Annotated in this window: 9 protein-coding genes and 1 pseudogene; all 10 read right to left on the bottom strand. The window is 48.1% G+C overall.

Translation table 11 applies throughout. The features are described from left to right. Positions 1-2: 2 nt before the first annotated feature. A complete protein-coding gene (locus C2M35_RS10405) occupies positions 3-1,370 on the bottom strand; it encodes a DUF1329 domain-containing protein (protein ID WP_105198880.1) in 1,368 nt (455 codons plus the stop codon). 12 nt (positions 1,371-1,382) lie between these two features. Continuing rightward, positions 1,383-3,470 carry a DUF1302 domain-containing protein gene (locus tag C2M35_RS10410; RefSeq protein ID WP_105198879.1) on the bottom strand — a complete coding sequence of 696 codons (2,088 nt, stop codon included), beginning with the start codon at positions 3,468-3,470 and terminating at the stop codon, positions 1,383-1,385. Positions 3,471-3,922: 452 nt separating this feature from the next. Further along, positions 3,923-6,540, bottom strand: a pseudogene (gene pepN, locus C2M35_RS10415) (aminopeptidase N). 72 nt (positions 6,541-6,612) lie between these two features. Next, positions 6,613-8,124: a Na+/H+ antiporter NhaC gene (nhaC, locus tag C2M35_RS10420; RefSeq protein ID WP_105265278.1), complete on the bottom strand. Its 1,512-nt coding sequence runs from the start codon at positions 8,122-8,124 to the stop codon at positions 6,613-6,615. Between the two features lie 145 nt (positions 8,125-8,269). Continuing rightward, a complete protein-coding gene (gene prc / locus C2M35_RS10425; RefSeq protein ID WP_105216100.1) occupies positions 8,270-10,300 on the bottom strand; it encodes a carboxy terminal-processing peptidase in 2,031 nt (676 codons plus the stop codon). A gap of 14 nt (positions 10,301-10,314) precedes the next feature. Further along, positions 10,315-10,959 carry an RNA chaperone ProQ gene (gene proQ / locus C2M35_RS10430; protein WP_105198877.1) on the bottom strand — a complete coding sequence of 215 codons (645 nt, stop codon included), beginning with the start codon at positions 10,957-10,959 and terminating at the stop codon, positions 10,315-10,317. Positions 10,960-10,973: 14 nt separating this feature from the next. Then, positions 10,974-11,252: a hypothetical protein gene (locus tag C2M35_RS10435; protein ID WP_105198876.1), complete on the bottom strand. Its 279-nt coding sequence runs from the start codon at positions 11,250-11,252 to the stop codon at positions 10,974-10,976. Continuing rightward, complete coding sequence (locus tag C2M35_RS10440) at positions 11,249-11,710, bottom strand: GAF domain-containing protein (protein ID WP_105198875.1); 462 nt, start codon at positions 11,708-11,710, stop codon at positions 11,249-11,251. The genes C2M35_RS10435 and C2M35_RS10440 overlap by 4 nt, the downstream gene beginning before the upstream one ends. 142 nt (positions 11,711-11,852) lie before the next feature. After that, the gene (locus C2M35_RS10445; RefSeq protein WP_105198874.1) at positions 11,853-12,239 is read right to left on the bottom strand and encodes a hypothetical protein; all 387 of its coding nucleotides are present in this window, start codon (positions 12,237-12,239) and stop codon (positions 11,853-11,855) included. Between the two features lie 288 nt (positions 12,240-12,527). Then, on the bottom strand, positions 12,528-14,777 hold the full coding sequence (locus C2M35_RS10455) for a hypothetical protein (protein WP_105259094.1): 2,250 nt from the start codon (positions 14,775-14,777) through the stop codon (positions 12,528-12,530). Between the last annotated feature and the right edge of the window lie 570 nt (positions 14,778-15,347).

The following is a 15,347-nucleotide window of genomic DNA, read 5'->3' on the forward strand; positions in this document are numbered from 1 at the left end:
GATTAACGGCGACCTTCGCGGCGAAGAGCGTTAGATGTAAACTCATTGTCATTGAATGACTGTGAGAAATCATACATAGCTTCTTGGTTATCCAGACCAATGGCCAGGTAACGACGAGAGTTAAGGTCATGATAAACCTCAAGCGTACTCCACTGCGCCGGTACTTCGTAGTAGTTCAAGCCATAGGCCATAGCTACACGGTATAGTTGATCACGGTTGTCGTATAGGTCGGCCACAGAGATCTGCCAGCTGTCTTCGTCAATGTAGAAGGTACGCTTCTTATAGGTGTGACGCGTGCCCTCTTTCAAGGTTGCTTCAACCACCCAGACACGGTGCTTCTCATAACGCAGATGCTCAGGGTTTACATGACCCGGTTTGAGGATATCATCGTACTGCAATGAATCACTGTGCAGCTTGTAGCTGTTATAAGGGATCAATAATTCTTGCTTACCCTTTAGCTCCCAGTTGTAACGGTTAGGTGAGCCGTTAAACATATCGAAGTCATCGGTCGTGCGCAGGTTGTCTGACGCCGTTCCCGGGGCATCATAAGCAACGTTTGGTGCACGACGTACGCGGCGCTGACCCGTGTTGTAAGTCCATGCCTGACGCGGAGTCAGGATTTGGTCCATGGTTTCATGAACCAATAATGCGGTACCTGCAAGACGCGCCGGCTCGGTGACGCTTTGCTTAAATTTGAAGAGGATATTTGACTCTTCCAGCTGCTCAGGCGTGGCATCGTCGGCGGCGTACTTGATCAATAACTGCTCGTCAAAGCCAATCAGGTTATAGGCACCGGAAGCCGTTGGCATCGCCTGACCACCAAAGCGCGAAATAGACTGACCACGGTAGCGCAGCAGGTGGTTCCAAATGGCTTCAAGACCATTGGCAGGAATAGGAAATGGAATACCAATGGCTGTGTTTTTAATACCGTTACCACCTTCAATCAACTCGGCTTGAGTGGCGTACTTCTTGGTCGCATCGTAGAAGGCTTGAGGATATGAGGCACTACGGCGAGTTGGGTACACAGGCATCTTAAAGGTATCTGGGTAGGCTTCAAACAAGGCTATCTGGCCTGCACTAAGCAGGTGTTTGTACTGCTCCAGATTTGATTTGTCTATGGTGTACAACACCTGATCCGCAGCAAACGGATCCGGATGGTGCATGCCCGGCTTATAGTTTGCCGGCACTTCGGTGATACCACCATCCCAAGCAGGTATAGAACCATCTTGGTTTCCGGCCTTAACGGCGCCAATTGGCGTTAAGTCCGCGCCAAGGCGTTCCACTTGCTCCGGCGAAATTTTAGCCTGTACTGCAGTGGTAGCGAAAATGCTACAAAATGCTGCTGCAATGAGGGTAGGTTTAGTCAACATACGGATACCCTTTTAAATTGAATATTTGATATTAAAGGAAACAAAATCACGATCGGCAAATGTATTGGTCGCGCCGCCGCCCCAGAATGAGTTATAACCAAGATCAAAAGACCAGGTATTTTGATAGTTAAAATTCATATTAATGCCCAATGATTTTCTGTCTTCAATAAACAGGAACATGGGATCTGGAGTAATACCATTGACATCGTGTGAGAATACGAAACGCGGCGAGAAGTTAACGCCCGAGAACAGGTCATAATAATCGCCCTTGGCGATCAGACGATAACCCCAGGCCGAAGCCGTTGGGAATGGGTTGGTTTCAGGACCATTTGACAAAGCCATATGCAAGGCCGAATAGTCATCCGCCAAAGGCCCCTGCATAATGCCGCTACGGCCAGTACCGGAAACGTTCAAGCGTAATTCGTCATAGGCCGGCATATTGTTAATGCGTACACCGCCTACTTCACCAACCACAGCCCAGCTATCGGCACCCAGTGCAGGGCCAAACAGGTGTGTTGCAGTAAATTGCACTTGTGCTGTATTACGTAAAATATAGCCTTGAGCCGTACCGCCTGGGCCAACTACCGCAGTGGCATCGCCTGGGCTGAGCTGAGAAATACCGGCGAATTCTGGACGAAGTCCTGCCAATGCCAGTTGCTCAGGCATACCTGCGTACAATAGCTCTACGTCATCAACCTGGAAAGGCTCGTCTTCACGGAAAGCAAATTCACCGGCAAGCGCGGTTTCACCAATGGAGGTATTAAAGCTTAAACCGTATAACTTGATGTCCTCTGGATAATCAAGCTTGGCCTTGGTAAAGGCTTTCAAGTCGTTTACGTTGTCGCTGTTGATCTCTGTGCTCATGATCATCGCCAAGTCTTCACCTATGGCGGTAAAGTCCGATACCTGACCCGAGATCACCGGACGACGACTGTGGTAATTAATGTAATACAAGGCCACTTCGGTGTCGTTCAGCTCAGGCATAAACATGCCAAGGCGCAAACCATATTGACCGCCATCGCTAGGCTCTGTTTTGCCTCGACTACCCTCGCCCTTCAGGGCCACTTTAGTTGGGTAAGCAAGGTACATGCTTGCTAGCAATTGCTGGCCTTCTGCGGATGTCGGGTCAATGCCCTGAGCCGCTGCTGCTGCTTGCCAATCGGCGGCAAGGTTATTCAAGCTGTCGGTTAAAAACGCCAAATCGATATCCGGGTTTGAGGTAAAGCCCAGCTGTACGTTTTGGTTAAAGCCGTTTTCCGAGGCAAAATCATTGGTCGAGAAATAGCTGCCGGTTGCAGGCAGGCGAGTTTCATGCCACTGATATTGATAAAAACCTTCTAGGAAAAGGTTTTCGGTAATACCCAATGAGGCCCATAACATGCCCACAGGAATAAAGGCTTCTTTTAACTCGGCGCCCGGCGCTTTTAAGCGGTCGATATCAACCGGGTTCACGTTGATGCCGTGAGAGATAAGTGTACTTTCACCCCAGTTAACAACCTGTTGGCCTAAACGCACAGATAGCGGGTTTTGACCTTCATTGAAATCGAAGTCGGCCCATACAAAGGCATCAAGAAGACGGAAGTCGGCACAGACCTGCTCTTTGGTTTCGTCGTAATCGCACGGGTCTACGCTTTCGCCGGATACCGGATTGGTATAGGCGTAATCACCATCCATCAGGGCAAAATCGTAAAAATACATAAAGCGGGAGAACAAGCCGTAAGATTCGCCATTGATAGCCAGCTCATGAGTACCCTTTAACAATTGCGAAAAGGTATCGCCCTTGTCGAAATTCAGGTTACCCGCATCGCCGTTGTTTGAATAGGCGCCGGGTTGGCTCCACACGTCACTAGAACTATATACGGGATTAAGCGCGGCGTTGTAAGTGCTCCAGTCAAAGCGTGGGTGGTTACTCTTACCTATATACTGAAAATCACGGTTTTCGGTACGAATGCTCTGGCCGTATGAGAACGTCGAATCAAAATTGATATCGAAATCACCAACCGTAAAGCTGGCACTGTGTGCGGCGCTACTCATGCCCAACATCGCTGCGCCGACGCTGAGCGCTAACCGATGCTTCACAAATAGTGGCTGTCTTATCATTGTTGCTTCCCCCTTAGCGCGGGTAATTTTTAGATCAAGTTATTGTTTTTAGTGTAGTCTTGTGCATTTAAAAGGATAGGCTACAGTTACGAACAGTCTACATGAATGCTTTGTAACTGGCGTTAAATTTCCTTTTCATATGCTAATGGTATGACATCCTACCACTATTTTTATACATGACAATAACGTTAACGACAAATGCAATTTACATTACCGTCAAATAATCTAAAAATTGCTGTATTTATATTCGCTCCAGCACAACGAATTTATTTTCCCCAGTCAGGGTAAGGCGGGATCGACCAAATATGCCCAGAGCGGACATATGCGGTAATACTTTTTAGCGGCGGGAAAGCGCATGCGACTAGTATTATCGTCATACACTTAAATGGCAGTGCTTGACCTATTACCGGGCCAAGTCACTGCTCATAGGTTAGGTGCTGCGCAAATATTGCTTATTCACTTAAGGCTTTTTCAACCTTTTCAAAGAGATCTTTGCTCAGATTCGGTAATGCCATCAGGCGTTGTAACTGGGCACGCATCAATTCTTGACGGTCCAAGTCATAACGGCGCCAGGCCAACAGCGGAGTAATTAACCGCGAGGCATTTTGCGGGTTTATATCGTTAAGCTTTACCAGCACATCCCCAAGAAGCTCATAACCACGGCCATCCTGGTGATGGAACACCCTTGGGTTGCTCATGGTCAGGGGCCCCAACAAGGCTCTTACCCGGTTCGGATTTTGCCAAGAGAAGTGCGGGTGTTCAAACAAGGCGCTAATATCACTCAAGGCATGTTCGCCCTGCTTCATCGCCTGTAAGTTAAACCATTTATCTAATACCAGGACATCGTCGGCCCAGCGCGTTGCAAACTCTCCAAGCAAGATGTTTTCTTGCTTATGCTGCGCCAACACCAAGGCTTTTAGCGCCGCCAGCGACAAGGTCATAGAGCCATTGGTCGCTTGCTCGGCAATATAGTCGGTGGCGACATCAAGGCGTGCCAGGTAGTACATGCAGGCAGCAAGCAAGGCGCGTACCCCAGTGCTTTGAGCTGTTTGTTGCTTGTCGTCCTTAAACTGCTCTACGACGGCTTCTAATTGCGGGCGCAGATGCTTGGCAATATCCGTTTCAAAAGCATCAATAATGCTATTGAGCGCATCGACCGGGATTTCGCTATATCCGCTGCTCAGAGTGTCAAAGCTCGGCAAGTACAAAAGCTCGGCAATCAAAGCCAGATCAGCTTCTTCACCTGATAAAACGCCATTTAGCAACTCGCTCATGGTTGCCAATACCAGATCCGGCAACTGAACTTGCTCATTAACTTGCGCCACAGCCTGATTAACGCAATGACTGAGTGCGGCTTGCTGTGCATCCCAGCGGCTAAAGTCACTGCTGGCGTGGCGAACAATATGCAATTGATCCGCCAAGGCTTGGGCAAACTGCACCTGCACCGGCGCCGAAAAATCTTCAAAAAGAACGGCGACCGGGCGCTCATCAACCTGCTCAAACACAAATTCTGACTTTGCTCACTCAGGTGTAAAACCTTGTCCAGGTCTTGGCCGTCACGCTTCAGCGCCATGGGCTGCCCCTGTTGATTTAACAACTCTATGGCCACCGGAATTAACAAGTTGTCCTTATGGGGCTGCTCCGCGGTTGGCTTATGGGTTTGCGTTAAGCTCAGGGTGTAGCGTTTGGCGTCGCTGTCGTAATCTTCGCGCACCGAAACCAAGGGCGTGCCCGCTTGTCCGTACCAGAGTGAAAACTGCGATAAATCCGTGTCATTGGCATCATGCATGGCGGCAACAAAGTCATCACAGGTCACCGCCTGGCCGTCATGGCGCTCAAAATACAGCTTCATGCCCTTTTGGAAGCCCGCTTCACCAAGCAAGGTATGCAGCATGCGGATCACTTCGGCGCCCTTGTCATACACGGTTACCGTGTAAAAGTTATTCATTTCAATGACTTTTTCTGGGCGTATGGGGTGCGCCATGGGGCCTGCATCTTCGGCAAACTGATGAGTACGCATCACCTTCACGGCATCGATGCGGTTAAGGGCGCGAGAGCCTAAGTCACTGCTGAACTCCTGATCGCGAAATACCGTTAAACCTTCTTTTAAAGACAGCTGGAACCAGTCGCGACAAGTAACCCGGTTACCTGTCCAGTTATGGAAATACTCGTGCCCGACAATGGACTCGATAAGATGAAAATCCCTGTCTGTGCTGGTGTCACTATTGGCCAAAACGCACTTGGAGTTAAAGATATTCAGACCCTTATTCTCCATGGCGCCCATATTGAAAAAATCGACTGCCACTATCATGTAGACATCCAGGTCGTATTCGAGGTCGAAGCGTTGCTCATCCCATTGCATAGCGCGCTTAAGGGAGGCCATGGCATGAGGCGCTTTGGAGAGGTTCCCTTTATCAACATACAGCTCCAGCGCCACCTCGCGGCCCGAGGCCGTGGTATAGGTATCGCGCAGCACATCGAAATCACCCGCCACCAAGGCAAAGAGGTAACTGGGCTTTTTAAACGGGTCTTGCCAGGTGGCAAAATGCTTACCGTCGGCTAAGTCCCCACTGTCGATTTTATTGCCATTGGATAAAAGGTGTGGAAACTGCGCCTTGTCGGCCACTATAGTCACCTTGTAACTTGCCATCACATCGGGGCGGTCAAGGAAATAGGTGATTTTACGAAAACCCTGGGCCTCACATTGAGTGCAGTAGGCACCATCTGACAAATACAGGCCTTCCAGCGAGGTATTGGTTTCGGGTGCGCATTGCGTGGTGATCTCAAGGGTAAAAGCCTGCTCAGGCAACTGCCCTATTATCAACTGCTCGTCTTCAATGCGATAGGCGCTGTGAGCCTGGTCGTTAATGCGCACCTGCAGCAGAGTTAAATCTATGCCATCGAGTACCAGCTCATTGCTTGGGTTATCAAGGTTGGCGCGCACCAAGGAGCGGGCTACTACCTGTGTGTTTAGCGGCGCGAGTTGGACCTCTAATTCAAGTTCGTCGATAAAAAATGCGGGCGCTTGGTAATCACGTAAATACTGGGCATGGGGTTGAGTCGCACTCATGGGTGACTGTCTCCTAAAACTTAAAGCGGGCATCAAATGATGCCCGTAATGCAATTGTTTACTCTGTGGTTGTTACGCCGAGTCCTGCTCTTTTTTTTGTCCTTGTGGCACGGCTTCTGCTGCAACGTCATCACCGCTTTGCAGATGCTTGGGCTCGATACGGAGAATTTTGATACCCAGGTAGGCATAGATAATCGCCAGCACCGGGTTGATTAAATTAAAGAAAGCATAGAAGGCATAATCAAATGGGTTGATCAACAACACGCTTTGCATATAGGCACCGCAGGTGTTCCAAGGGATCAGGGGGCTGGTAATGGTGCCACCGTCTTCCAAGGTACGGGACAGGTTGACCGGTTGTAAGCCGCGTTTTTTATATTCTTCTTTAAACATACGCCCCGGCACTACGATGGCGATATATTGATCCGCAGCCACCAGGTTGGTACCGATACAGGTCGAAATGGTCGCCGCTACTAAAGAGCCGGTAGACTTAGCGATTTTTAAAATGCTGCGTACAAACACCTCAAGCAGACCTGTTTTCTCCATAATGGCACCAAACATAAGCGCCATCATGATAAGCCAAGTGGTGTTGAGCATGCCCGACATACCGCCGCCGGATAGCAAATCATCCATTTTTGCATCACCCGTGCTAATGGCAAAACCATCAAAGAAGGTGGCCCATACCAGCTTAAAGTAGCCGATCAGCTGACCTTGGCTGACATCCACCTGAGATGCCAGTAAATCACTTTGGAATAACAGCGCCCACACGGCACCGAGCACGGCACCAATGGAAATTGCCGGGAACGCAGGCATTTTACGAATGGCTAGAACCAGCAGCACCACTAAAGGCATAAGGTTTAAAATATTGATATTAAAGTTTGCTGCCAACAAATCAACCATGGCATCAATAGCGGTGGCGTCGCTGCTTATCTCGGCATTAAAGCCCATAAAAATAAAGATGATCACCGCAATCACAAAGCTGGGCACTGTGGTCCAGAGCATGTGATGGATATGCGCAAAGAGATCGGCACCGGCTACCGCTGGCGCCAGGTTGGTGGTTTCTGAAAGCGGGCTCAGCTTATCGCCAAAATAGGCACCTGAGATCACCGCACCGGCAGTTACCACAGGGTCAAGAGACAAACCATTGGCCACACCCAGCAGGGCTACACCTATGGTCGCCGCCGTGGTCCAGGAGCTGCCGATACTCATGGCTACAACACCACAAATAATACAACTGGCGGCATAAAACCAATGCGGGTTAATAATCTGCAAGCCATAATAGATCAAAGTCGGCACTGTGCCCGACAGCAGCCAGGTACCAATAAGAGCGCCAACCATGAGCAAGATCAAAATAGCCCCAAGGGAAATAGTGATACCCTTGATCATCGCCTCTTCAAGGGTTTTCCAGGTATAGCCATTTTTCAGACCCACCAAGGCCGCTGCAAAGGTCGCAAAAAGTAAGGCTATTTGGTTTGGACCCGATGACGAGTTATCACCATAGAGATAAACCGCTGCGCCCAATAGGCAGATCAACACCGTAATGGGGATCATTGCATCGATAAATTTAGCTTGTTTTGTTGTCGTCAAAATCGCTCTCCTGCCCTTGCCTCTTTCGCACAACGCGACAAGGGTTATTTTTGTTATAAGCGCAAAGATTACCAGAGCAGCGCAGATTTAACAGCGCTTAAATAACAAAAAAGGCGCTTAACGCGCCTTTTGTCTTGGTATTTGCTTACTTATTATTCTTTACCAAACGCCCGTGCTTTATAAAATCTTGGGTGATTAAAGCCGCTTCTTCAAGGTAGGGGTCAAAATTATCCAATACCTCTGGGGCATTTTCTATATCGGTTACCTTCTCCAGACCCAAGCGAACTAAACGTTCATTGGTACGAGCCAGTGCCAGTTGCTCGCGCTCATCGCGCTCATTAAGGCGCTCTTTTTCATTGAGCGAAATAAACTTACGGTCCTGCTCTTCCTTATAGGTGCTAATGTCTTGTAGCACATAGCCAAACTCAGGCTCTTTGGCGATACGTTTGTCATGCTCGGCACTAAGGTAACCTATGGTATCGTCTAAGCTATCAACCATGGTGTACTTAGCGCGGATAATGCTGTCCCAAGGAAGGGCATTGTCTTCCTGGCTTTCACCCCACTGTGCGGGATCAATGGGCGATGGCAATTTAATGTCCGGGATCACCCCTTTGTGTTGCGTACTACCACCATCTATGCGGTAAAACTTGGCAATGGTATATTGCACGCTACCCAGCGGGTTATCGTATAGGTCATAGTTGCGACCCAAACCACGGTGTTGTTGTACCGTGCCCTTACCAAAGGTTTGCTCGCCGATGATCACAGCGCGGCCATAATCCTGCATAGCTGCGGCGAAGATTTCCGACGCCGATGCGCTGTAACGGTCAACCAGTACTGTCATAGGACCGTCATAGTAGGTTACGCCGTCGCTGTCTTTTTGCTGCTCGATACGACCATTCAGGGTGTGAATTTGCACCACTGGACCTTGGTCGATAAACAAACCGGATAGCTTGGTCGCTTCATATAAAGAGCCACCGCCGTTTTGACGAAGGTCGATGATGATGCCATCTACCTTTTGCTCTTTAAGTTTCACCAACTCGGCTTTTACATCTTCTGACAGGTTGTTATAAAAACCGGGGATTTCAATAACGCCTATCTTGCTGCTCATTTGTGAGTAGCTGGCATCGAAAACGTGAGATTTAGCCGCTCTGTCTTCTAGGCGCACCTTGTCGCGAGTGATTTCTACTACCTTAGGCGTGCCGTGGTCGTCCTTGCCTCTTAGATACTGTAAGCGCACCAAGGTACCCTTAGGACCCTTGATCAGGTCGACTACATCATCAAGGCGCCAGCCGATCACATCGACAAAGTCATCATCGCCTTGGGCCACACCTATAACCCTGTCTTCCGGTTTAATGGCACCGGTTTTATCGGCAGGACCACCTGGAACCAAAGAACGGATCACTGTGTAATCTTCGTCATAACTGAGCACCGCGCCTATGCCTTCAAGCTCAAGATCCATATCCATCTTGAACTGCTCGGCACGACGTGGTGATAAGTAAGAAGTGTGCGCTTCGATGGAGCGGGCAAAGGCATTCATAATGATCTGGAACGCATCTTCACTCTTGGTTTGCACCAAGCGCTTTAAGGTGTAGGTGTAGCGTTTTTCCAACACCTCTTTGATGCCATCCCAATCCTTACCCGTCATTTTCAGGCGTAAAGCATCGTACTTAACCTTTTGACGCCACAGCTCATTAAGCTCGGCTTCGGTGCTCGCATATGGTGCGTCTTCACGATCAAAGTAATACTTATCGTCTTGGCTGAAATCGAACGGCTTGTCAAGTAAGGACAAAGAATACTGATAACGCTCAAACCGACGCTTCATGCTGAGGTTAAATAAGTCGTAGGCAAAGTCTAATTTGCCGGACTTCAGAGCGTTATCGAACTTATCGCGGTATTGCTCAAACTGGGCAACATCGCCCGCTAAGAAAATACTGCGATTAAAGTCCAGGGATTCGATATAACGATCGAACATCTGCGTCGCCAGTTCGTCGTTAAATCGTATCGGCTTGTAGTGTGCACGGGTAAAGAGGTTGGTCACTCGCTTACTGGCAGTACTGTGTTGCGACTCTTGCTGCAACATGGGTAAATCAGCGATTGTGACCTTGTCCAACGAGGCCAAGGCCGGTGCCGCGATAAGGGCAGCAACCAGGGGGATGAGTGAAAACGTCTTACTCATGCACAACTCCTTTTTTATACCAGGTACAGACTATCGGCTTTTGTCTTAACTTGCATACCGGTTACCAGCTCAACATGGATTTCGTCTTTGTTGACTTCCGTGATGGTACCGTTCACCAATGCCTGACCTAGTTTTACTTTAACTTTGGTATTAGCCTTGACCTGTTCGCTTGGTAAAGGTTCAACTTTATTGCTGCGACGAGGCTCAGCGGCTGGGGCTTTTTTGACTTTAGCGCCTTTTGCAGCAGGTTTACCACTGCCCTGTGGGCGTTTTTTGTAACCCTTTGTGTCACCTTCTTTGGCACCACGTGCTGGCTTCTTACGCTTAGCCATTTTCGCACGGCTTTGCTCTAGTGCCGTCTGTGCATGATCCACATGCTCTTGCTCAACCTTTTCGGCCTGGTTGCCGTCAAGGTCAACGCGGAATTCGTTATTCACCACCGCTTCGAGGTAGCGCCAGTGCGAGGTATATTTTCTTAGCGCCTGACGAACCTGCGTTTTGCTGACTTTTTCGTTGCCCTCAATACGCTCGGCGATGTCTTTAAAGATACCTACTTTAAGAGGCTTAATACCATCTTTTTGTTTAAAACAGTTTGGAAATTCCTCGTAAAGGAATGCCAATACTTCGTTTATGTCTTTTAGCTTGTTTGTGGTTTCCATTTCTAAACCTTCAGTTACACCTGCTCATCTTGAGCCGAGTCGATATAGTGTTCCACCCAGTCCAGCAACTCTTCCAACTCGGCATCGATTAATGCCAGGTCACCGCGAAGATGTTCCCAAATACCGGATATAATACTGTCAATTTGTTCACAGCCGAGATCATCGGGTAGTCGTGCCCAAGCGTGGTGAATAAGCTCATTTAAGCGCTCACATACCAGCTCTTCTTCGCCTTCCCAATCACCTACATCGGCTATGGAAAATAGGTAATCTTGGACGTTCAGTAGATCTTTCATGCGATATGCTTCTCCAAACATTCAACCAGCAGTTCAAGACCCGCTTTATCCTGTTCGTCGAAACGCCCTACTGTAGGGCTGTCGATATCCAATACGCCAATGGCCTCGCCGTTTTTCTTAACCACGAGAACAATTTCCGAATTGGATGCCGCATCACAAGCAATATGGCCGGGGAATTGATGCACATCTGTGACCAGCTGAGTTTTATCCGCCGCTATAGCAGTGCCGCATACCCCTTTGCCCACTTCAATACGCACACATGCAGGTTTTCCCTGAAATGGCCCCAGCACTAATTGCTCAGGCGACTCCAATAAATAAAAACCGGCCCAGTTAATATCGTCCATCGACATATATAACAAGGCGCTGATGTTGGCTAAGTTGGCAATTAAGTTGGGCTCGTCACAAATCAGTGCTTGCGCCTGCTCTGTCACAGAACGATAAAATTCCGCTTTGCTCATTTAAATACTACTTCACATAGAATACGCAGTGTTTAAGGTACTCTTTGTGGCGGGCAAATGAAACCTTTTATCATGAAAAAAGTGCTGCTAGCGCTTGAAAATGCGCTGGTTGCTTAAATTTAAATCACTCGTTACAAAGCCGTTAAGCGATTTTAGCTCGCCCGCGACGCAAACCGAATAGAAACAAACCACTGCCAAGGGCGGCCATCAACGCATTGACTATAAGCAAAAAGCCGGCTCCGGCACCAAAAAGATAACTAAACACAGCGCCACCGAGCAAGCCTAGGGTTAAAATACCGCTGTAATGCACCTTGTTATGTTTGTACATCAAGAGATAACCGGGCACCACCAGCACCGCCATGGCTAAACCAACAATATGGGCATTGGCCAGAGCCGATAACAAGACAGTAAAAAAGATGGCCGAGCCATTTTCTTGCACCGACAACGCATAGTAAATGCCAAGCACAAGCCCCACTAATACGGGGGCGAGCAATGAATAGAGTACGGCCTTCGCCAGATGTTGCTTCATAGAGGGATAATTCTTAAATTTTGCATCTATGCAGAGTGGCAAAGAATGCCGCCCTTGCCAATTACGACCTTAGTCGCATCGCTAAGCGTAATCCCCCATCTACAGCAATACAAACCAAGATCCTGACACTTTTCGTCTCGTTGACCCTGGCTCAGCTGCAGTTGAATATAGCCCTTAATCGGCACCAGGCAAGTTGGCGTGATATTTATCAATCTTACACGCAGGCAAAAGAAATCAGGCCCGACTTATTCCTAAGTCAGGCCTAACTTTTTGTTTAACTGTAAAAATTTATTCTACGCATTGATCGGTAAAATCGTTTGGACAGGGATCTATACCATCGTCCACGCCATCTCCATCCGTGTCTGGGTTTATGGGATCTGTGCCAAAGTTGAACAGCTCATCGTGATCAGACAGACCGTCATCATCTGTGTCTGGGTCGAGTGGATTTGTTCCGAATAAATAAACTTCTTCTTCATCTAACAGACCATCACCATCTGTGTCTGGGTCGAGTGGATTGGTTCCGAAGGCTATCTCGGTACCATCAGGCAGACCATCTCCATCCGTATCTGAATTTACGGGATTTGTTCCATAAAACAAGATCTCAACAAAATCAGACAGACCATCAGCATCTGTGTCAGCGTCTAGTGGATCTGTTCCGTATAAGTTAACCTCGTCGCCATCAGACAGACCATCAGCATCTGTGTCTGGGTTGAAGGGATCTGTTCCTAACTGGCTCTCGTCAATATCGGTTAGCCCGTCTCCATCTGAATCAGTATTTGTATCTGGAATGAGGGGATCTGTTCCTGACTGTATCTCGTCGTAATCTGTTACGCCATCACCATCAGTGTCTGGGTTTAGGGGATCCGTGCCTAACGCGATTTCTTCCGCATCGGTTAGCCCGTCTCCATCCGAATCTGAATTTGTGGGATCCGTTCCGTATAAGTTGACCTCCTCTGCATCAGACAGACCGTCACCATCGGTGTCCGAATTTAGGGGATCTGTTCCTAGTTGACTCTCTTCACCATCGGTTAGCCCATCGCCATCTGAGTCATTAGTACATGGGTTAGTATAATACTCACAGGCTTCAACGTAATCGCTAAGACCATCGCCATCTTCATCACCCGTACCATCACGCTTAATGACACCGTCGCCATTTACATCCATAACGGCTGCCAAGCACAGCGTATTAGACTCAATAATAGGAGGATATACATCACCTGATTCGTCTTCCAGGGGCAGGCCGGTGGATAATTCCAGCTTATAGACCTGAGCTCGAGCGTTCAACATAAGCGAACCACAACTGGCGGGTGCGTACTTGCCATTTTTCTTAGCGCCGCGAGTCTGGGCGAGTGCAGAAATAAAACCACCACTTGGTTCTGGCAGCCATTCAATTTGACTGGCACTTTTGCTATCGTCCTTCTTGTTGGCAGATTGAATAAAGGCCTTACCCAGGTCATCATCGGTTAACTCAACATCCCACTGGGCAGGCACTGTATCTTTAACAATAACGGGGACGCTGTCCGGGTTGTTATATGAAATACTAAAGCCATATTCGCTACTTTGGGTTTGACCTGCTTGCACAACCAGATCTATCTGGCCATCCGCTGCAGTCGAATTGTCTAGATTGTCTGATTCATCGGGACCGCTGATAATTTCTTTAGATATTGACAAGACCGATGATCGCCAGTTAACAACTTGATCAAGATGTGCTTGCGTTAAGCCTGCGGCTAAATCATCTCCTTCTTTGGGTGTAGTATCAAACAAAGTGGCAGCCGACAGCGCGTCAACTGATGATGTACTCATTTGATGGAAGAACATCAAGGCTTTTGTCGCACCCGCCTCAACGGTTAAGTGATAGCTAGCCCGCAAGCCTTCTGTACCGCCGCAGCTAAAGACTGTATCAGATACAAAGTACGGAACTACCTCAGGGTCATCGGGGCCAAAAAATACCGTGGTGTTCACGGGGTCGTCAGAATCTGGGTCCGTGGCATCATCAGTTACAACCCAGCGATCAAGCGTATCGAACACCCCGTCTCCGCTACTCGTGCCCAAAATTTCAGTAAATTGATCTGAGCCAAAATTAGTTTCAAAATCAACATCAACACTACTGTCTGTTTGGGTTGGATTAGTGAAAGTGACATAATTACGTAATGTTGCACTGCCAGGCATAATGTAATAACTCACCTGAATCGTTAATCCTGATATATCTACGGGTGAAAACGTTGCCATTTGCCCGTCAACAGTTAAATGTCCACCAACTTGCGTACCGTCGACCCATAACATCGAAGCATAGTCAAAGGCATCTCCTTGTTGTGAAATGGACGCATCATACACACTGGCCCCCGAACCAGAAGACCCATCCTCTATACAGAAACCACCAATCGGACCACCGTTGCTAGTCATAACCCTGTCGGACACAACCCAACGAGAACCCTCCCCTCCTGTTATTATTCCAGTTGCAGCCATCAGATTATCCAATGGGATTAAACTCAGACCGATTATGACTCCTGAACAAACCTTGGTTAGTAAATATTTCATAACATTTACCCTCATTTCTAACTATGCACATAAGAAATGTGTATAGGGTTTAGCTGATCGATAGAGCTAAACTTCATGCTACCGAGCCCATTACTGCCGTCTAGATTATAGTTAGGATTGGTTAAATATTGAGCAACCCGTAATGGGGCGTAATAATTGCAAAACGTATCACCTAGGTAGGACGGGTTTTAGCTAGTGATTCATTTTGAAGAGGCAGGTTTCAACACCAGAAAATTATCCGTCATGCTAGATACAGGCGAGCCTGGCGCTTATGGCCATATAACATTGAAAGCCTTGCTGATAAGAAGGAATTAGTGTGGTGATTTTTATTTCCCGATACTGCCGACGCCGGCCGGAATAATAGCGAGAGTTTAAACACTTTTTAGATGAAATCTGAAACGAATATGAAGTTGGCGAGCGGCTAATGACTTAAACACAAGCACAAAAAAGGGCTGCTTAAATAAAGCAGCCCTTTCTTATATGGCGGAGAGATAGGGATTTGAACCCTAGATAGGCTATTACCTATGCCGGTTTTCAAGACCGGTGCTTTCAACCACTCAGCCATCTCTC

Origin of the sequence: Pseudoalteromonas sp. T1lg76, assembly GCF_002964725.1 — a bacterium.
GTDB lineage: Bacteria > Pseudomonadota > Gammaproteobacteria > Enterobacterales > Alteromonadaceae > Pseudoalteromonas.